An 18,608-nucleotide genomic window follows, 5' to 3' on the forward strand; every position below is an offset into this window, starting at 1 on the left:
CGCTTTACGACGTAACGGGAAAGGAGGTAAAACAGACAAAAAAGAAGGCCGCTTGAAAAAGAATCACGGCTAAGGTAATTTTGGAAAACCGGACAAGTAATGTGCTCCAAAACCGGACATTTCTATTTGCTCGCAACAACAGTACATGGCATGATAGGTGAGCGATGAGATTTGAAGACCCGCTTTTGCTGCTGCTCCTTTTCGCGCTGCCGCTGTGGGTGTGGCGGCGCGGAAGGGGCAAACGGATTGAACCGGCCATAGCCTTTCCCGGCGCGGCGGCGCTGAAGGAATTTCCGCCCCCCGCCGCGGTGCGGTTGCGCGGCCTGCCGTTTGCGCTGCGCGTCGCGGCGGCGGCGCTGTTGATCGTGGCGCTGGCGCGGCCGCAGAGCGGCGCGGGGCGTGGCGAAATTCACGCCGCGGGGATTGACATCATGCTGGCGGTCGACACCTCCACCAGCATGGACATCACCGACATGAATCCCACCCGCCTTGAGGCGGCGAAAGATGCGATGCGCCGTTTTATCGCCAACCGGAAGAACGACCGGATCGGGCTGGTGGCGTTCGCCGGCACCAGCTTCACGCAGTGCCCGCTCACGCTCGACTACGCGTCGCTGGAAAGTTTTATCGCGCCGCTGCGCAGCGGGATGGTGGAGGACGGCACCGCCATCGGCATGGCCATCGCCACCGCCGTGAACCGCCTCAAGACGTCCACCGCGAAAAGCAAGATCGTGGTGCTGCTTACCGACGGCATGAACAACCGGGGAATCATCGATCCCGAAACGGCGGCCGGGCTGGCCGCCGCCGAAGGGGTGAAGGTTTACACCATCGGCGTCGGCACGCGGGGGGTATTCAACGTGATGGTGGACGACCCGGTGTTTGGCCGCCGCTCGATACCGGTGCAGAGCGATATCGACGATACGTTGCTGCAAAACATCGCCGCAACAACCGGCGGCCGCTACTTCAGCGCGCAAAACGGGCGGGAGCTTGCCGGCATCTACGCCGAAATCGACCGGCTGGAAAAAAGCGATCTTGCAAGCACGGTCTATCACCAATACACCGAACGGTTCGGTTTGTTCGCCGGGCTGGCGCTGCTGCTGATCCTGTCGCAGTGGATTTTGGAAAAAAGCGCGCTGCGGAGCCTGCCGTCATGAAGTGGGGGGCGGTGGAATTTCTCTGGCTGCTCTGGCTGTTGCCGCTGATCGCCGCGGGGTATGCGTGGTCCGGCACGGCCGCGCGGCGGCGGCTGCGCCGGTTCGCCGATCCAAAGCTCTGGGGGGGGATCGTGCGGGATATGCGCGGCGGGTGGCGCGCGGCCGCGCGGCCCGTCCTGTTCCTGCTCGGCATCGCGTTGTTGGCCGTGGCGCTTGCCCGTCCGCAGACCGGCGCGCATCCGGTGGAAGTGAAGCGGACGGGGGTGGATGTGATGGTGGCCCTGGACACTTCGTACAGCATGGCGGCGGAGGACGTGGCGCCGAACCGGCTGACGGTGGCGAAAAGGGAGATCGAGCGGCTTTCCCGCGCGTTGGAGGGGAACCGGCTGGGGCTGGTGGTCTTCGCCGGGGATTCGGCGGTGGAGTGCCCGCTCACGCTGGATGCCGATACCTTCCGGATGTTCCTCGGCTCGGTGACGTACAACGCCGCCGCGGCCGGCGGCACCGACATCGCCGGGGCGTTGCGCAAAGCATCCGCCGCGATGCAAAACAGCGAGGCAAAATCGCGCATCATCGTGCTCATCACCGACGGCGAGGATCACGAAGGGGATCCGCTGGCGGCGGCGAAAGCGGCGGCGGCGCGAGGTACCAAGCTGTACACCGTCGGCATCGGCGGCGCGCAAGGGACGCCGATACCGCTGCGCGGCCCGCGGGGGGAGCTGCTGGGCTATAAGAAAGACCGCGCGGGGAACACCGTCTTCACCCGTTTGAACGACGCGGCGCTGCGCGGCATGGCGGCGGCGGGGGGAGGGGGATATACCGCTTCCGCCGCCGGACTCGATATCGGCCCGGTCATTGCGGCGATAGAGAAAGAAGAAAAGGGGGCGATAGCCGATACCCGCTTCACCGTATACGAAGAGCGTTTCCAGATACCGCTGTCGCTGGCGCTCGGGTTTTTTGCGTTCAGTTGGCTATTGTAGATTCTCCCGCGCCGCCATTTTGGGTTAAAGTAGAAGCTATGGACGATCAAGCGATGCTTTTCGCCGAGGGGCTGGCCCGGAGCTACGTTTTCGATTCGCGCAGAATAGAGGTTTTGCGCGGGCTTGACCTTGCCGTGCGCGCCGGGGAACTGGCGGGGGTGGTGGGGGCTTCCGGCACCGGCAAATCGACGCTGTTGCACATCCTGGGCGGCCTCGACCGGCCCGACGCCGGCCGCGTGACGGTTGCGGGGGAGGATCTTTTCGCGATGGATGACGACCGCCGCAGCGGCATGCGCGGCGGCAATATCGGATTTGTGTTCCAGTTCCACCACCTGTTGCCGGAGTTCACCGCGCTGGAAAACGTGCTGATGCCGGCGATGATCGCGCGGCACGACCCGCGGCTGGCGCGCGAAAAGGCCGAGGGGCTTTTCGGGGCGGTGGGGCTTTCGGAGCGGATGGCCCACCGCCCGGGCAAGCTTTCCGGCGGCGAGCAGCAGCGCGTGGCGATCATACGGGCGTTGATGAACGATCCGAAGGCGCTATTGGCGGACGAGCCGACCGGCAATCTGGACGAGACCACCGCCGAAGAGGTCTTCGGGCTTTTAAAAAACATGGTGAAGGAGCGGGGCATCGCCGCCGTGATCGTGACGCACAATATGCGGCTGGCCGCCATGATGGACACGGTGTATGAACTGCACGGCGGGAGCCTGCATGGAAGGGCCTAATCCGAAAGAGCGTCCGTCGCCCGCCGATGAGGCGCTCGCCGAGCTTTCCGTCATCCCCCCATACAAGGTGCTGTTGCACAATGACGAAATCACCCCGATGGATTTCGTGGTGGAGACGTTGCTGCGGTTTTTCCTGTCGGATCGCGCCCGCGCGCTGGAGGTCATGACGGCGGCCCACAATCAGGGGGTGGCGGTGGTGGCGATCATGCCGCTGGAACACGCCGAGTTTAAGGTGGGGCAGGCGCATGGCCACGCGAAGGCGCACGGCTTTCCGCTCGCTTTCAGCATCGAGCCGGCCGAATAGCCCCTATGCGCCCCTCGGGGCCGTCAACGCCGGCCGCGCGGCCGTGGCGGCGCGGGCCTGATCCAGTCCGACCAGCGTCGACAGGCTGTCAACCACTTCCCGCAGGGTGTCCGCCTGCGCGTTAAGCTCCTCGCTGGCCGATGCCGCCTCCTCGCTGCTGCTGGCGTTTTGCTGGGTGGTGCCGTTGATCTGCTGTATTGCCACATTCACTTGATCCACCCCTTTGGCTTGCTCGCCGGAGGCGGAGGTTATTTCGGTCACTAGCGTGTTTATTTCGGTAATGCTCCCGGCTAGACCGCGGAAGACGCCCGCCACCTCGGTCACCAGCGTCTCCCCGCCGTGCGTTGCCGCCATGGCGCCGGCAATAAGCGCTTCGGTTTCCTTCGCGGCGACCGAGGCGCGCTGCGCCAGGTTGCGCACCTCTTCGGCCACCACGGCGAATCCCTTGCCGTGCTCCCCGGCGCGTGCCGCCTCCACGGCGGCATTGAGCGCCAGCAGGTTGGTCTGGAACGATATTTCATCGATGGTTTTTATTATTTTGCTGATGGCCTCGCTTGAGTTGCGGATATCCTTCATGGCGGTGACCATCCGGCTGATGGAAACATCGTTGTTCTGAATGGAGGCGATGCAGCCGTCGGTGAGTTTTTTCGCCCGCATCGTGTTTTCGGCGTTATTTTTCGCCATCGCCGCGATCTCCTCCATGGTGGCGCTGGTTTCCTCCAGCGAGGCCGCCTGCTCGGTGGACGAACTCGCCAGCGTTTGGCTGGCGCCGGAGAGTTGCCCCGCCGCGCTGCTCACCTGCTCGCTGCTGGCCCCGAGGTTCTCGGTGATGGCGGTCATCCGCCGCCGCGTATCGGTGGCGATGTAGATGGCGATGCCCGCGCCCAACAGAATGCCTGCCGCCGCCGCGGCGAACCCCATCAGTTTGCTGGTTTGGGCCGCCGTCTCCAGTTGCGCCAGCGTTTCGTCGAAATCCTTGTTCACCTGCTGGACGGTTTCCTCCATTTCGGAGGCCAGCTTTTCGGCGACCGGGTCGAACTGTCCCATCATTTTGTTGCCTTCGTCCGGCCCCTGCTTGACGTAGGTGCCGGCCATCGTGCGCCCGAGGGTGTAGAAATCCTCAAAGGCCCGGTCCACGCTTTTCAGCTTTTCTTCGGTGGGGGAGCCGGCGAAGAGCCGCTTGAGCTTGCCGCTGTGTTCGCGGAAGAGCTTGGCGTATTCCTCCGCCTCTTTGTAGCCGTCGTCAAACCCTTCGGCGCCGCGCGTGGCCGAAATATCGGTCAGCCACTGCTGTACCTGCACCACGTCCAGCTTCATGTCATCGGAAAGTTCGCGCCGCTGCGAGGCGGCATCCATCCTGGCGGTCAGCACGGCCGAGCGCATCGCCTGATAAATGGAAATGCCGCTGAGCGCGACCAGCAACAGAAGCAGCAGCCCGAAGCCCCAATAGATTTTTTTTATGGCGTTCATTCCCCACTCCCTTAAAAAGACAGACCTATCCATTTACCCCGCATTTTTGCGCAATATTATTTCCTTGCGGATGCCGCCGCCGGTTTCCACCTTAAAGCGGGAGACCATCGCCTGCAAGCCGGACGAAACCTTCGCCAGTTCGGTGGAAGACGAGTTGATCCGCCTTATTCCGGCGTTGTTGTCCTGCACCGCCTTGGAAATCCCCTGGATGTTCGAGGAAACATCGTTGGCGCCGCGCGCCGCCTCGCCGGAGTTCCGGCTTATCTCCGTCGTTCCCTTGGCGACTTCGGCTATCGAAACGGCGATGTCAACCGCTCCTTTGCTGACTTCCGCCACGTTGCGGGATATCTCGGTCGCCGCCGCCGTCTGCTGGTTCATCGCGGTGGTGATGCTTTCCACGGATGTGTTGATTTTCCCGATGATGCCCGACACGTCGGAGATCACTTTCACCGCTCCGGTGGCGCTTCCCCGCACCCCCTCGATCTTCGCCGCGATTTCTTCGGCCGCCCTCGCGCTCTGGTTCGCCAGCTCTTTTATCTCGTTGGCCACCACCGCGAAACCCCGGCCCGCTTCGCCCGCGCTGGCGGCCTCGATGGTGGCGTTCAGCGCCAGCAGGTTCGTCTGCTCCGCGATCCGTTTGATCATTGCCGTCACCTTGCCGATCTCGTTGGCCGCCGCGCCCAGCGTCTGCATGGTGTTGCTGGCGTTTTGCGACAGGCCCATGGCCTCGCCGGCGACTTGGGATGTTTCGTCGGCGTTCTTGGCCACCTCGCGGATGGAGTGCGACATTTCTTCGACCGATGAGGCGATGGAGCGCATATTCGCCGACATCTGCTCCGACGTGCCGGAAACGGCGTTGGCGTTCACGCTCGCCTCTTCCACCGCGGCGGCCATTGAGTTGATGTTCGACGACATCTGTTCGGTGGCGCCGGCCACCCCCGCCGCCTGCGCCGACATCTGCTCGGAACTGGCGGCGAGCTGCGAGGATATGCCTGAGAGATCCTCCGCCGATGCCGCCAGCGCGCGGGAGCTTCCGCCAATCTCCTTGAACATTCCGCGCAATTCTTCCACCATGCCATTGAAGGTCCCGCCCATCACGCCGATCTCGTCGCGGCTGGTGACCGGCACTTCCCGCGTGAAGTCTCCTTGCGCGACCTCTTTTATCGCCTCCACCATGGCGGTAATCGGACGGGTGACGGAGCGGGAGAGAAAGTACGCCAGCATCACGGCGAGGATGAAGCCGATCACGGCGGCGGCGGTAATAAGCAGGGAAAGGTTTCTGGCATTCGCCGCCGCGCGGTTGGATTCATCGCGCGCTTCCGCCGCTGTTTTTTCCACTAAAGCCTCAATATTCGCCAATTCGTCGGTCATCTTCGCGGCGGCGGGGTCGAACTGTTCCATCGCCTTGTTTCCCCCGGCGGGGCCGTCCTTGATGTAGGCGGCGGCCATTGCGCGTCCCATGTCGTAATAGGCCTCAAAGGTTTTGTCGAGGTTTTTCAGGGTTTCTTCCGTGGGGGTGCCGGCGAAAAGCTGTTTGATCTTGCCGTTATGCTCGCGGAAGAGCTTGGCGTATTCCTCCGCCTCTTTGTAGCCGTCATCCAGTCCCGGCGCGGCGCGCGTGGCGCTGATGTCGGTCAGCCACTGCTGCACCTGCACCACTTCCAGCTTCATGGAGGCTGAAAGCTCGCGCATGCTCGACGTGGTTTCCAGCCGTGCGGCAATCGCCGCGGCCCGGACCGATTGGTAAATTGCAAAGACGTTGAGCACGATGAGCATTAGGCAGAGAAACCCAAAGCCCCAATAGATTTTCCTTATAGCGTTCATTTCCCACTCTCCCTAAAAAACAGGGGCACTATGAGTCCCATCCCCCTTGATGCGAAACAGCGCCGTGATCCCTCTCCCGTGAAACATCACAGTTGACGCCGCCGTCAACAATAACACATTTTAGTTGGCCAGTCAGCCGGTTGCCAGCCGCCGCGGTTTCCGCGGCGAACCGGGAAAATAATAACGCCGGGATGGCTTTATCCACGGTGGCCGCTGATATATATTTGTTGTTACAGATTCAGAATCATAATGCTTCATCAGGGATATTTAATATGCATATACCCGACGGGTTTGTTGGCAATCATGTGAACGCCGTTACGTTTGTCATTTCCGGCGCGGTTTGCGCCCTCGCGGTGAGGCGGGCGGGAAAAACCATGGGTGAAAAGCAGGTGCCGCTCATGGGTACCGCGGCGGCGTTCATTTTCGCCGCGCAGATGCTCAACTTTCCGGTGGCCGCCGGCACCAGCGGGCATTTCCTCGGCGCCCTGATGGCGGCGCTGTTGCTGGGGCCGCTTAACGGTTGCCTCGTTATGGCGGTGGTGCTTATCATCCAGTGCCTTCTTTTCGCCGATGGCGGCATCACGGCTATCGGCGCCAATATTTTCAATATGGGGGTTGCCGGCGGCTTGGGGGGCTGGGGCGCCTTCAGGGTTGTAAAAGCGGCCGGCCCCAAAACCCGCGGTTGGTACCTTATCGCCGCCGCCGCCGCATCGTGGTTTTCCATTGTCCTTTCCGCTTCCTGTTGCGCGATGGAGCTGGCGCTATCCGGCACTTCGGAGCTTTCCGTGGCGTTGTCCGCCATGGCGGGGGTACACGCGCTCATCGGCATCGGCGAGGCGGTCATCACCACCACGGTCATTTCGGTGGTGATGGCGGTGCGCCCCGACCTGATTGAGGAAGGGGTGCTTGCTCCCGCCGAAGGGAAACCGGCATGAATACCGGTTACCGTTTGTTTATCGCCGGCGGACTTGCGGCCGCCATCGCGCTGGCCCTCTTTATCTCCCCCTTCGCCTCATCCTCGCCCGATGGTTTGGAAAAAGTGGCCGAAGACAAGGGGTTCCTTGAAAAAGGGGGGCAACCCGTCTGGACGCACGCCGTAATGCCGGATTACCAGTTGCCGTCGATGGGGAAGAAGTCGGGATTGCTGGCGGGCATTGCCGGTACGCTGCTGGCTTTTGGGGCCGGGATCGGCATTGCCTTGGTCATGGTGAAAATGAAAAAAGGGAAAGACGGCCGGTAGCGGCGCACGGTTTTAACGGGGGAGGAAACTGAAATGAAACAATGCTATTATCCTTGTGCCGATTCACGTGGGGAATAACGCATTTTATGGAGGAGGGGAGAGTGGGTATGTTTAAGCGCGTAACCGGAGCGATATTGGCCGTTTTGCTTTTTGCGGCGCCGGCCTTTGCCGAAGAGGAAAAAGAGGCGAAATGGTACGATACGCTGACCATCGGCGGCGGCATCACCACCATCGTTCAAACCTCCAGCGGGAACAGCGACCCCGCGGATGCGAACAGCGGCGACAATCTTGATTTCACCAACTCCGTCGACATCGGCATCGAGGCCGAGGTGGGGCCGGATCAGAAACTGATTATCGCGCTGGAGGCGGGGATGGGGGACGGCCTCACGGGCAGAGTCGGCGGCAGCACCTTCCGCCCGAACTACGATGCCTATTCCACGACTTATGCGAATACGGGCGGGGCCAGCCAGCAGGGCCTCACCGTTTCGCAGGCTTATTATGAGGGAATGTTTTTCGATCATGCCGTCATGCTGATGGTGGGCCGCATGGATTGCCATGCCATGATGGACAAGAACGAATTCGCCAACTCCGAGACCACTCAATTCATCGGAGGTCCATTCGTGCGGACGCCGGGCGCGCTGTATCCGGAGCTGGGGCAGAGCGGCCAGTATTACGCCACCGGCGTGATGGCGGTACTGACACCGGTCGAGGTGTTCGAGATCACCCTGATGGCGGCGAACGGCGAAGCGAACAAGATGGGAAATAGCGGCCACATCGGCGGCCAGCTCAATATCCGCCCGAAAATCAACGGCCAGCAGGGGAATTACCGTTTTTATGTACTGCAAGATGAACGGAGCCGCGCCGACATCGTGACCGGTGAGATGAAAGCGGCCATTGCTTATGGAGCCAGCTTTGACCAGTATCTCTCGGATGAAATAGGGTTATTTCTCCGCTATTCACAGCAGGACAAGAAGCTCCAGATCGTCGATAACACCGGCGCCGCGCTTGGCACCGACCCGCTGGAGACGATTATGTCCGGCGGTTTCCAATTCTCCGGCGCGCTTTGGAGCCGCGAGGCGGACGCGGTGGGTATCGGCTACGCCACCGGCAAGATGAAGCCGGATGTGAAGACGGCCCTCGAGACCTCGCTCGGCGGTCCGCTCTCCGGCGACCAGTCGATGATCGAGGCGTACTACCGCTGGCAGGCCACGCCCAAGATGGGGCTTTCGGCGGACATTCAGTCGCACAGCAATCTGCCGCGGCTGCAAAAGCGGGAATTTACCGCTTTCGCCCTGCGGATGCAGCTCGATTTCTGATTTGATCCAAAAAACAAACGGCGGCGGGTGTTTAACCCGCCGCCGTTTTTGTTTTCCGGCGGTTTGGCACCACAGGATTCATCCTTGTGGTTGACCCCGGAGGGGGCAAGCTTCCCCCACTTGGCCCTTACGGGCAAGGGAGCCCCGGTATGTAATTTCAATCCGGGGCGGGTATCCCCTTTAAGGGGACAACAACAGATTCTATTGTACCGGGTTAATTATTCGGCAGGGCGATGCTGCAACGGCATTCCCGCGCGCCATCCACGATGGTGGAACCGCGGGTGAGGGTGAGCTTCGGGTTTATGGCCTGCGCGCAGCCGAGCACCCACCGGTCCAGCAGGCGGCACATTACATGCGCCGGTGCGCCGGCGGCGTCCCATTTGGGGCCGTGCAGGCAATCGGAGTGCGTCACTTCCAGCGTTTCCGGCGCCGTGCGGCGGTAGCTGCTCACGGAGTCGCATGGCATTCCTTCCAGATAGTTTTTGCCGATAATGTTCTGGAATAACGCCATCTCCTGACCGGGGGCGGCCGGGTTGTTTGCCAGTTCCTGTTTCGCCACGCTGAACCCGTGATCGTAAAACGCTTTCGCCAGCATCTCTTCCGCGTCATCCGGAAAGCGGTAGAGCAACGCCGTTACCAGCGCCGCTTCGTTTATCTCGATCCGGTCGATCAGCCCTTGCAGGAACTGGTGGATCGGGTTGTCGCCGATCAGCTGTTCCAGCGTTACCCCCTCAAAGGAGATGATGCCATCCGGCACGGCGGCCTTCACGGTCTCGGCCGTTTCAGCGGGGTATTTTGCGCTGAACGTATCGATAATCATCCGGCTCCGGTCGGCCGCTATTTTGATTTTGCCGAACATCATATAATGAATCGGCCCTAAAAACAGGCTCATGGTCGTTCTCCTTGTTATTTTTTCGCCGTGTCGATGGCGTGGTTGATTTCGTTCAGTATGGTTTCCACCTTCATGCCATGCATGTCGGCGGTCTGCGCAAGGGTTTCAAATGCCTGCCCCGCGCAGGAGAAACAGCCTTCGCCGTAGTTTTTTTCAAAGACCGGTTTTACTTCGGGGTACGCCTCCAGCAGCGAGCCGATGAGGGTGGCGGCGGTGGGGTGGTCGCCCCGCTTGATCTTTTCCCCCTTGGATGCGGGCTCCGCCGCTTTTCGCGCGGGGGCCGGCTGGGGCGCGGCGGCGTTGCCCCCCGCCAACACCGCGTTGAGCTTCTCCGCTATCTCGGCGGCGTCCAGCCGGTGGATGCGGCAGGCCTGCTCGAGCGTGGTGGTTTTGGCGAAAGAGGCGCGCGCCGCCGGGATGGCGAGCGTTTTGAATCCGCAACCGATGAGCGTGCCTTCCAGGCTTGGGAATTTTTCCAAAATCTCTACGACGCGCATGCCGGGCGTGATGACCGGCGCCGCGGGAGCCGCCGGCTTTGCCGGCGCGGCTGTAGGGGCCGCAACCGGTATCGGCGCGGCCTGGGCGGAGGGCGGCAGCAACACCGGGATCAGGTTAAACGCGAAAATGAAAATCCCCAATGTTTCGAGGATGCCGGCGGCGAGGAATGCGGCATGGGGCAGTCCCGTGCCGTACATCCCGTCCGCCATGGCGGCAAGGCCCATCCCGACAAGTCCGGCGTTAACGAACCAGAAATGCATGCCGATCAGCCCGGGATGTTTCACCGGCGCGGCGTTGAAACGCGGCAGGATGTGGTAGCCCACGCCGTAGATGAACATCGCCATGAAACCGAGCAGGTTGAGGTGGATGTGGACGAAACGGAGCGTGGCGGGGTTCAGTTCCCCCGCGGTAAAGCCAACTCCCAGCACTACGCCGGTCAGCAGGTAGCCGATGGCGGCCAATATAAACAAGCGGGGGTATCTATCCATTTGTGTGCAACTCCTAACTGTTCAACGTGCTTTGTATTTTCGGATGTTTAAGGATAATATGATTGCTGTTGCTGTCCAATGATATTTGTCAACCCCGGGCGGGGCGGCCCTCTTTTTTGGAGATGTATGGATCTTGCCAAGATGGCTCTCTTTCAGGAACTTGCTCCCGGCGACCTGAAGCCGTTGGCGGCGATCGCGCATGAGCGATCCTTCGAAAAAGGGGATATTCTCTTCAGCGAAGGGGAGGCTCCCGAAAGCCTTTGGTTTATCCAGGATGGGGAAGTAAAGGTATACAAGGAGTACCCCTCCGGCAAATCGGCCATCTTGGGGCTTTACTCGGCGGGAGATTCGGTGGCGCTGGTGGCGGTGATCGACGGCAAGCCGTATCCGGCGAGCTGTCAGGCGATGAGCGCCGGCACGGCGGTTGTCATGCGGCGGCAGGACGCGCTGAAGGTCATTACCGGCAATCCCACAATCGCGCTGGAGGTGATGATGGATCTCTGCGGGCGGCTGCGGCAGCTTACCGCCCACCTTGGCAGCATGTCGGTGCAGTCGGTCATTCGGCGCCTGTCGCGCTTCCTGTTGCTGATGGCCGACCAGATGGGAACCAAAAAAGGAAACGTTATCCACGTCGATCTTTTCCTTACCCGCAAGGAATTGGCGGAATCCATTGGCACCTCGTTTGAGGTGGCGGTGCGGGCGCTGGGCAAGCTTAAGGAAGAGGAAATTCTTGAGATTAAAGGAAGAAAACTGGAGATTTACGACCGCGCAAAGCTTGAAAAAATGGCCGATAGCGATTGACCAGCCGGGCTAACCCCGCTGTATTCCGTCCCGGCGACAGGCATAAAGGCTCTCGTATACCTCCATTGCACCGCAAAGCCGTAAAATGGTTTTAAAGTTGATTTTTTAGCTAAGGAGTAAATTATGGCAGTATTGACAGGACGCAAAGCTCCCGACTTCAAGGCCTCCGCCGTCATAAACGGCAAGTTCGACGACAGCTTCACCCTCTCGCAGTTCAAGGGAAAATACGTGGTGTTGTTCTTCTATCCGCTCGACTTCACCTTTGTTTGCCCCACCGAACTTCACGCTTTTCAGGCGAAGCTGGACGACTTCAAAAAACGCAACTGCGAAGTTGTCGGCGTATCGGTCGACTCGAAATTTTCGCATCTCGCGTGGCTGAACACCCCGGTGAAAGAGGGCGGAATCAAAGGGGTCACCTATCCGCTGGTGGCGGACATCAACAAAACCATCGCGGCCGATTACGACGTGCTGGTCGAAGGCGCGGGCATCGCGTTCCGCGGCCTGTTCCTGATCGATAAAGACGGCATGGTGCAGCATCAGGTGGTGAACGCGCTCGGCCTTGGCCGGAACACCGATGAGGCGTTGCGCATGTTGGAAGCGCTGCAACACCTTGAAAAAAACGGCGAGGTCTGCCCGGCCAACTGGCACGAAGGGCAGAAAGGGATGAAGCCGGATCAGGGCGGATTGAAGGATTGGTTCAAGGACAAGTAACCGCCCGTTGTTGTTTGTCAAAGCCCCCCGCTGTTATACGCCGGGGGGCTTTTTTATCCCCCGCCCGGAGAGCGCATTTTCCGCCGTCAACCTGAAGCCGGATATGTTTCCCGTCCATTTTGCGGCGCCGGCGATGGAAAAGTTACTGAACGCTCCGCGCGGAAAGATATGGGGTATACCGCTTGTCCGTGCCGTTCAGGTGCGTGTCCAGCCATGTCGCCAGCGAGCCTAATAGCTCCCCCGTTATCATCGCGCCTCCTTTATCGTACCGGCGTTTAAAATCCGCCACCGACCGCGCAAAATCATCGTGCTCCTTTTTGTGCTTTTCATATTCCGGGTAGCCATGCGCCCGCATTGCCTGCTCCTCGGCTTCGAAGTGCAGCTTCATGTATTCCACCATCTCGTTCAGCGTCCCGTTCAGCAACTCCCGGCTTGCCGGATTTTTCCTGGCGACAATCGTGGTATACACGCGATTGATGATCTCAAAGAGTTTTTTGTGCTGGTCGTCGAACGACTGAATGCCGACGCTGAAACCATCATCCCACGGTAGAATTGCTTTTCCCATTTGTGCTCCACTCTCGATGCCGGATGACTATGCCGATCTTCCCATTATGGTTTAGTTTGGAATTGTACGTGATTAAACCGGTATTTATCAAATATTCCCTGTTTTGGCGTCTGCTCCCGATTGAAATCGTCCACCCGTTTCCGAAGCAGGCGGGACGCAAGATGACGAAGTTTTTCTTTAGAAAAAAAGATGCGCTTATAACGGAAAGATGCAAGAATTACGGAGATGTTGAAGTTGTGTCTGACGATGTTTGAGTCAATATTATTATGATAGGCTTCGGTAGGCTGGAATGAATGCCAGCCGGATTGCTGGCCGCGCACAATGTGTCCGGTTTCCGCATTATATAGGCATTGATGTTTTAGACTGCGCCCGTAGCTCAGCCGGATAGAGCACCGGATTTCTAATCCGTAGGTCGTGGGTTCGAGTCCCGCCGGGCGCACCATTTTCATGCGGTGTTTATAGGGTTATCGCGTGGTTTGTCCTGGCTCAGGCTGAGGCGGACTAGGGTGTGTATAACGCATATGGACAAGTAAATGAGACTTAATCCAAAACTGAAAATCACCAACGCAATTACCAATGCGCTTACGCGGATTGAACGGGCGCGGGGGTTCCTTGAGGCCGCCCAATTGTCAAAGGATTGGATAAAGGGGATGCAATCCCGCGCCCTAATTCTAGAAGCGCACCATACAACGCATATTGAAGGAACGCAATTGACGCTGGCTCAGGCGGAAAAGCTGTTGGCGGGAAAGCCGGTAAGGGATGCCGACCCAAACGATAAAAAGGAGCTTCTCAACTACCGGAAAGCTTTTGATCTTGTGGCCGGGTATTTGGGGAGCGGTGAGCCGATAACCGAAGGGCTGGTGCGGGAAATCCACAAACGCCTTGTGCAAGGGGTGCGGGGAAATAAGGCCGCCCCCGGCGAATATCGGAAGATTCAAAACTACGTTGTCAACTCAAGAACGAAAGAGGTTATCTATACGCCGCCTCCCGCACATGAAGTTCCGATCATGATGCGGGAGCTTGTTGACTGGCTTAATGGCGAAAAGGAAATTCATGCCGCTATCATGGCGGGAATTGCGCAGTTCCAGTTAGTGCATATCCACCCGTTTATTGACGGCAATGGGCGAACGGCCCGATTGCTATCCACTCTGCATCTTTTCCGCACAGGGTATGACTTCAAAAAGCTTTTTACCATCAGCGAATTCTACGACCGGGACAGGCCAGCTTATTACCGCGCTATCCAAAGCGTTCGGGAAAACGATATGGATATGACCGGCTGGGTCGAATACTTCGTTGAAGGGCTTGCCGTTCAGCTTAACGAGGTGCAAGAGAAAGGCGAGCGGGTCATCAAACAGGATGTTTTGGAAAAGAAGTATCAGCTAAGCAATCGCCAACAGAAGGCGCTTGCCTTCATCATGGATAATGGTAACCTCGCCATTCAAGATTTCGAAAAGCTATGCCCCAGAACGACTCGCCGCACACTTCAACGCGAACTGAAAGGGATGGTCGATGGCGGCTTATTGAAGCAGGAAGGGGCTACAAATCGTCGGCGGTATCGCTTGAAAGCCAAAGACTGAAACTTGTGACAAACTGGCGACACAACTTGCGACATCGACTGTAGTCAAATTGTAGTCAACTGGAGCGAAATTGGCGAAAATCGCCGGAATTGCTAGAGTTGGCGGAAAAATATAAGGGGTAGTGTATGCCGAATAAGGATGGGGCATTAAAAACGCTGGATAATCTTCGCCTGCGGTTACTTGATCTGACATCGCGTAATCGTCTTATCAATTTTCGCCATACCGAAAAAGGAAGTCTTCGCATTATTGATGAACTGCCAAATCAGTTAGTCGAAACGTTATTGACCGAAAATGCCACTTCCGCGTCGGGATGGAAGGAAATGCGTTTTCGCCCAGTTCCAGAACCAACCCGCAATGAATTGGTTAAAGCGGGTTATATCAAAATTGACGAGAAAACTGAGCAAGAAATCCGCTTAATGGGCAATCCCGCCGCAGATGAGTGGGCAAAACAGTTAGGCATGGATATTTCCTATGAAGTTCCAACACCACTTGCAACAGTAGGTGATGGCAGACATTCAGACAATTGCATGCAGACCTTGCTCTATCCATATGAACTGGAAGCTCGACTGAAGAATCTGATGCAGACCTCTGAGTCAGCCATCCAGGAAATGGGGGCAAATATTCTTTATCTGGCATTTGGTTTTTTGGAATGGTTTGAAAGCAATAATGATAATTCACATATCGCACCCTTGTTCCTTGTGCCGGTGCGTTTGCAGAAAGGGAAGCTGAATCGTAAGACCAAGACCTATGAGTACACAGTAAATTACTCTGGCGAAGATATCATTCCTAACCTTTCATTGAGGGAAAAGCTTCGCGCCGATTTTGCTTTGGCATTGCCAGATCTTGACGAGGATTCTGATCCTGAATTTTACTTTAATAAAGTGTTGGCGTTGATTAAGAAGAATCAGCCACGTTGGCGCGTGCGCCGCTATATTACTTTAACCCTCCTAAATTTCAGTAAGCTTCTGATGTACCTTGATCTTGATCCTTCGCGTTGGTCGAAGGGCACAAGTATTATCGATCACCCCGTCGTTGGACGCTTTCTTGCGGGTGGAAACGATGAACAGGAACAAGACAATAGGGGTTTAGGCTTTGGTGAGGAATATCCCATAGATGAGCTTGAAAATATTCATGCAAAATACCCTTTGATTGATGATGCGGATAGTTCTCAGCATAGTGCTTTGGTTGATGCGGTTGATGGCAAGAATTTGGTCATTGAAGGCCCCCCAGGCACTGGCAAATCGCAAACCATCACAAACTTGATTGCTGCGGCAATGGCACAAGGAAAGCGAGTGCTATTTGTTGCTGAAAAGTTGGCGGCGCTGGAGGTGGTCCGCCGCCGACTTGATGCGGCTGGACTTGGTGAGTTCTGTTTGGAACTGCATAGCCATAAGACCCAAAAGCGGAAAGTGCTTGAAGAGATCGGATCTCGCATAAAAAAACACCATCGTTATCCTATGCCAAGGGACATCGAGCTTGAAATTAAGCGTTACGAAAAGCTCAAAAAAGATCTGAAGGAGCATGTTGAGCGGATCAATAGGGTGTGGAAAAGCACCGGAAAGACATTGCATGAAATCTTTATGGCCGCCACCCGCTATCGCGAGGCGATTGGCATCAATCCTGATTTTTTACGCCCAGAAGGATATGATGGCGATAATTTTGATATTGAGACACAACGACGCATAGATGATCGGGTAGAAGCATTTGGCAAGGTGTATCAAGCAGTAGCCGAACAGCTTGATGCCGAGCCAGAAATGAATCGGCATCCATGGTATGGCGTACGCAACACCGATTTGCAGATATTTGACCTTAGTCATGTCGTATCTGCGCTGCAAGCTTGGCAACACTCCTTGCAATCATTAGACAAGGAGATAGCTAATTTTACGTCAAGCTTGAGCTGCGGGATGGATAGTGTCCCCAAGTCATTGAGCGGGCTATTATTGCTAATAGAAAATCTTGAGCGTTTGCCATCCCTCAATGGGAATGAACTGCTTGATCTGCTGCCTGTTTTGCGAGGTAAGGCCCTAGATAAAGCACAACAACATCTAAAGCTCTTTGAGGATATTCAAACGCGCTATGCGGAACTAGCCGATACGGTAGGGCCGGATGTATTGCACGACCTCGCTGCGGTCGATGGTTTCCTCGCTGGAAGCAGGCAACTTCGTCAGCTTGTGGGAGAGGCAGTCAGGTTAGGGGAATTGGGAGAGGCCATCAAAAGGCTGAAAACGATACAGGACGAACTGGCAAAGGTAGCAGGGCCGTTGAGCGAAATTCATTCTGCAGTTGGAAAGGATGGGACAGGGCATCTTTTACCCACTGAAGCGGGATTAAGAGAGTTGACGATATTTATTGATTTAGTGGCGGGCCTCAATCCTTCCTATTTAAGGCTTCGCGATGAACGCTTTGATAATGACGAGTTGGATGATTTGTTACCTAAATTGCGTGCAGAAATTGAAAAGCTTTATACATTCAAAGTCGAATTGGAGGGGGTATTTCGGCTTGATGTCCTGCCTGAAAATAGTGTATTGAGGCGAATCAGGGAAACCATTGATGATGGAGGAGTATTCCGTTGGTTAAAAAGCGGTTGGCGCTCAGCGCGTAAACAGGCGGTCGGGTTCGCTGCAAACAATCAGGTCGCCTTTTCCAGATTATACCCACTTTTGGGAAAAGCAGAGGAGTATGCGGAGAGACGCGATAAGCTCAATGGAAATGGTGACTATCGGGAAGCTCTCGGTGACCATTTCAAGGGGCTTGAGACTGACTTGGTGGCGATGGAGGCATTGCGCAACTGGTATAAAAATGTGCGACGACAATATGGTGTGGGATTCGGGCAAAGAGTGGCTCTTGGCAATGCAATACTCTGTTTGCCGCAGGGGATAGCTAAAGCTATTCGTTCTTTGAATGAGCAAGGTGTACAAGGGCAACTCCTCGAATTGCTGAATGCTTTTGGCAGCATCAAGAATATATTCACACCTTTTACTGAGATGCGAAGTGTTAAAGCCCAACTTGTTGGGGAAGAGAGTGTAATTTCCAAGCTCCTTGCATTGCTTAATGAGTCTCTGCTTTCCTGCAAGCCTCTGATAGTAGATGACGCTATTTCAATTGGGGAACTGGCGAATCGCATAGAAGGTCTTGATTCTCATAGAAGATATGTTAGTGCATGGGAAAAAGCCGATTATGGAGACAAGCTGTTCAAAGGACGCATAAGTCTTAACCTCGGGTTGAATGTTGATAATACTTCTTCGCTATCTGTGCTTCGCAATACACTAGTTATGGCCGATTGTATCGATCGAAAATTGGCGAATGAAAATGTTCGGCAGCGAATTTATGATCTTCCAGAGGCCTCTATCTTTCTCACAATCAAGGCTCTTGCCGATAGGTTAAGAGCATTAATAGAAGAGCAGCGGTCCAATTACTTGGTTTTTGAGCAACTCACTGTGCTGGATCGTGATAGCTGGTTGACAAGCGATCTGTTGAATGAACTGATTGCCAGGAATAGCAGGGCGCTTGAAAACCCCGATACTGTAAAGAATTGGCTCGATTATGCTCGCGTACGCGAGCATCTGGTATCTATAGGATTTGTCAGGCTGGTAACAGCTGTCGAAAAAGGCGAAATAGATTTACGTCAAGTTGATAATGCTTGCAAGGCCGCTGTTTATGGTTTATTGGCTCGTGAGATATTGTCCATGCACGCTGAACTTGGAAGATTTTCCGGCCGTAGCCAGGAAGTTATACAAGGCCAGTTCAGGGAGTGCGATAATCAACTAAAGAAGCTGCAATGCCAAAAAATATCCTATCAGATTGATCCGGTAGACATACCAGCAGGAAATAATGCTGTGCGTGTTAGCGAACTTACTGAGTTGACATTATTAAAACACGAGTGTAGCAAGCAGACCCGCCATCTTCCCATTAGGCAACTCCTGCAGAGAGCGGGTCGCGCAATGGTCGCTTTGAAGCCATGCTTTATGATGGGGCCAATGTCTGTTGCCCAATATCTTGAGCCTGGACAGATTGAATTTGATTTGGTCGTTATGGACGAAGCTTCTCAGATCAAGCCAGAGGACGC

At 56.5% G+C, this 18,608-nt stretch carries 17 protein-coding genes and 1 tRNA gene; 13 read left to right on the forward strand and 5 right to left on the reverse strand.

Going from position 1 to position 18,608, the window contains the following annotated elements; all coding sequences use genetic code 11:
* The first annotated feature begins 164 nt into the window (after window positions 1–164).
* The 4 genes from HZA03_07885 to HZA03_07900 are packed head-to-tail and all read left to right on the forward strand — an operon-like array spanning window position 165 to window position 3,160.
* On the forward strand, window positions 165–1,151 hold the full coding sequence (locus HZA03_07885) for a VWA domain-containing protein (protein MBI5637873.1): 987 nt from the start codon (window positions 165–167) through the stop codon (window positions 1,149–1,151).
* Window positions 1,148–2,131: a VWA domain-containing protein gene (locus tag HZA03_07890; GenBank protein MBI5637874.1), complete on the forward strand. Its 984-nt coding sequence runs from the start codon at window positions 1,148–1,150 to the stop codon at window positions 2,129–2,131. The genes HZA03_07885 and HZA03_07890 overlap by 4 nt, the downstream gene beginning before the upstream one ends.
* A gap of 53 nt (window positions 2,132–2,184) precedes the next feature.
* Window positions 2,185–2,856, forward strand: a complete 672-nt coding sequence (locus HZA03_07895; protein ID MBI5637875.1) for an ABC transporter ATP-binding protein — start codon at window positions 2,185–2,187, stop codon at window positions 2,854–2,856.
* Window positions 2,843–3,160: an ATP-dependent Clp protease adaptor ClpS gene (locus HZA03_07900; protein MBI5637876.1), complete on the forward strand. Its 318-nt coding sequence runs from the start codon at window positions 2,843–2,845 to the stop codon at window positions 3,158–3,160. Before HZA03_07895 ends, HZA03_07900 begins: the two co-directional genes overlap by 14 nt.
* A 3-nt stretch (window positions 3,161–3,163) precedes the next feature.
* Here HZA03_07900 and HZA03_07905 read toward each other — a convergent pair whose 3' ends face one another.
* Together HZA03_07905 and HZA03_07910 are read right to left on the reverse strand one after the other, a co-directional pair.
* Window positions 3,164–4,630 carry a methyl-accepting chemotaxis protein gene (locus HZA03_07905; GenBank protein MBI5637877.1) on the reverse strand — a complete coding sequence of 489 codons (1,467 nt, stop codon included), beginning with the start codon at window positions 4,628–4,630 and terminating at the stop codon, window positions 3,164–3,166.
* A gap of 33 nt (window positions 4,631–4,663) precedes the next feature.
* A complete protein-coding gene (locus HZA03_07910; GenBank protein ID MBI5637878.1) occupies window positions 4,664–5,806 on the reverse strand; it encodes a methyl-accepting chemotaxis protein in 1,143 nt (380 codons plus the stop codon).
* A 920-nt stretch (window positions 5,807–6,726) separates the two neighbouring features.
* On the opposite strand from HZA03_07910, the gene HZA03_07915 reads away from it, so the two are divergent.
* The 3 genes from HZA03_07915 (at window position 6,727) to HZA03_07925 (ending at window position 9,010) form a co-directional block, all read left to right on the forward strand.
* Complete coding sequence (locus HZA03_07915) at window positions 6,727–7,389, forward strand: energy-coupling factor ABC transporter permease (protein ID MBI5637879.1); 663 nt, start codon at window positions 6,727–6,729, stop codon at window positions 7,387–7,389.
* A complete protein-coding gene (locus HZA03_07920) occupies window positions 7,386–7,694 on the forward strand; it encodes a PDGLE domain-containing protein (protein MBI5637880.1) in 309 nt (102 codons plus the stop codon). Before HZA03_07915 ends, HZA03_07920 begins: the two co-directional genes overlap by 4 nt.
* 107 nt (window positions 7,695–7,801) lie before the next feature.
* Window positions 7,802–9,010, forward strand: coding sequence for a carbohydrate porin (locus HZA03_07925; protein ID MBI5637881.1), 1,209 nt, complete (start codon window positions 7,802–7,804; stop codon window positions 9,008–9,010).
* A 214-nt stretch (window positions 9,011–9,224) separates the two neighbouring features.
* Here the strand turns inward: HZA03_07925 and HZA03_07930 are convergent, their stop codons facing one another.
* Window positions 9,225–9,902, reverse strand: coding sequence for a hypothetical protein (locus tag HZA03_07930; protein MBI5637882.1), 678 nt, complete (start codon window positions 9,900–9,902; stop codon window positions 9,225–9,227).
* 14 nt (window positions 9,903–9,916) lie between these two features.
* The gene (locus HZA03_07935) at window positions 9,917–10,888 is read right to left on the reverse strand and encodes a DUF1858 domain-containing protein (protein ID MBI5637883.1); all 972 of its coding nucleotides are present in this window, start codon (window positions 10,886–10,888) and stop codon (window positions 9,917–9,919) included.
* A 126-nt stretch (window positions 10,889–11,014) separates the two neighbouring features.
* Here HZA03_07935 and HZA03_07940 point away from each other — a divergent pair, with 126 nt between their 5' ends.
* Both HZA03_07940 and HZA03_07945 read left to right on the forward strand, forming a co-directional pair.
* Window positions 11,015–11,689 (forward strand): Crp/Fnr family transcriptional regulator, encoded by a 675-nt coding sequence (locus HZA03_07940; GenBank protein ID MBI5637884.1) that lies wholly within the window; start codon window positions 11,015–11,017, stop codon window positions 11,687–11,689.
* 123 nt (window positions 11,690–11,812) lie between these two features.
* Complete coding sequence (locus tag HZA03_07945; protein ID MBI5637885.1) at window positions 11,813–12,400, forward strand: peroxiredoxin; 588 nt, start codon at window positions 11,813–11,815, stop codon at window positions 12,398–12,400.
* Window positions 12,401–12,542: 142 nt separating this feature from the next.
* Here HZA03_07945 and HZA03_07950 read toward each other — a convergent pair whose 3' ends face one another.
* Window positions 12,543–12,965, reverse strand: a complete 423-nt coding sequence (locus HZA03_07950; protein MBI5637886.1) for a hemerythrin family protein — start codon at window positions 12,963–12,965, stop codon at window positions 12,543–12,545.
* Between the two features lie 68 nt (window positions 12,966–13,033).
* Here HZA03_07950 and HZA03_07955 point away from each other — a divergent pair, with 68 nt between their 5' ends.
* The 4 genes from HZA03_07955 to HZA03_07970 all read left to right on the forward strand — a co-directional run.
* On the forward strand, window positions 13,034–13,219 hold the full coding sequence (locus HZA03_07955) for a hypothetical protein (GenBank protein ID MBI5637887.1): 186 nt from the start codon (window positions 13,034–13,036) through the stop codon (window positions 13,217–13,219).
* Window positions 13,220–13,330: 111 nt separating this feature from the next.
* Window positions 13,331–13,407, forward strand: a tRNA-Arg gene (locus HZA03_07960).
* Between the two features lie 91 nt (window positions 13,408–13,498).
* The gene (locus HZA03_07965) at window positions 13,499–14,542 is read left to right on the forward strand and encodes a Fic family protein (protein ID MBI5637888.1); all 1,044 of its coding nucleotides are present in this window, start codon (window positions 13,499–13,501) and stop codon (window positions 14,540–14,542) included.
* 125 nt (window positions 14,543–14,667) lie between these two features.
* Window positions 14,668–18,608, forward strand: a 3,941-nt coding sequence (locus HZA03_07970) for a DUF4011 domain-containing protein (protein MBI5637889.1), incomplete at its 3' end; no start/stop codon positions are given.

It is taken from the genome of Nitrospinota bacterium, assembly GCA_016217735.1.
GTDB lineage: Bacteria > Nitrospinota_A > UBA7883 > JACRGQ01 > JACRGQ01 > JACRGQ01.

Excerpts from the sequence above, each read along its gene's own strand:
- HZA03_07885 (MBI5637873.1), top strand. The coding sequence starts at position 165 with ATGAGATTTGAAGACCCGCTTTTGCTGCTGCTCCTTTTCGCGCTGCCG.
- HZA03_07890 (MBI5637874.1), top strand. The coding sequence starts at position 1,148 with ATGAAGTGGGGGGCGGTGGAATTTCTCTGGCTGCTCTGGCTGTTGCCG.
- HZA03_07895 (MBI5637875.1), top strand. The coding sequence starts at position 2,185 with ATGCTTTTCGCCGAGGGGCTGGCCCGGAGCTACGTTTTCGATTCGCGC.
- HZA03_07900 (MBI5637876.1), top strand. The coding sequence starts at position 2,843 with ATGGAAGGGCCTAATCCGAAAGAGCGTCCGTCGCCCGCCGATGAGGCG.
- HZA03_07905 (MBI5637877.1), bottom strand. The coding sequence starts at position 4,630 with ATGAACGCCATAAAAAAAATCTATTGGGGCTTCGGGCTGCTGCTTCTG.
- HZA03_07910 (MBI5637878.1), bottom strand. The coding sequence starts at position 5,806 with ATGGTGGAGGCGATAAAAGAGGTCGCGCAAGGAGACTTCACGCGGGAA.
- HZA03_07915 (MBI5637879.1), top strand. The coding sequence starts at position 6,727 with ATGCATATACCCGACGGGTTTGTTGGCAATCATGTGAACGCCGTTACG.
- HZA03_07920 (MBI5637880.1), top strand. The coding sequence starts at position 7,386 with ATGAATACCGGTTACCGTTTGTTTATCGCCGGCGGACTTGCGGCCGCC.
- HZA03_07925 (MBI5637881.1), top strand. The coding sequence starts at position 7,802 with ATGTTTAAGCGCGTAACCGGAGCGATATTGGCCGTTTTGCTTTTTGCG.
- HZA03_07930 (MBI5637882.1), bottom strand. The coding sequence starts at position 9,902 with ATGAGCCTGTTTTTAGGGCCGATTCATTATATGATGTTCGGCAAAATC.
- HZA03_07935 (MBI5637883.1), bottom strand. The coding sequence starts at position 10,888 with ATGGATAGATACCCCCGCTTGTTTATATTGGCCGCCATCGGCTACCTG.
- HZA03_07940 (MBI5637884.1), top strand. The coding sequence starts at position 11,015 with ATGGATCTTGCCAAGATGGCTCTCTTTCAGGAACTTGCTCCCGGCGAC.
- HZA03_07945 (MBI5637885.1), top strand. The coding sequence starts at position 11,813 with ATGGCAGTATTGACAGGACGCAAAGCTCCCGACTTCAAGGCCTCCGCC.
- HZA03_07950 (MBI5637886.1), bottom strand. The coding sequence starts at position 12,965 with ATGGGAAAAGCAATTCTACCGTGGGATGATGGTTTCAGCGTCGGCATT.
- HZA03_07965 (MBI5637888.1), top strand. The coding sequence starts at position 13,499 with ATGAGACTTAATCCAAAACTGAAAATCACCAACGCAATTACCAATGCG.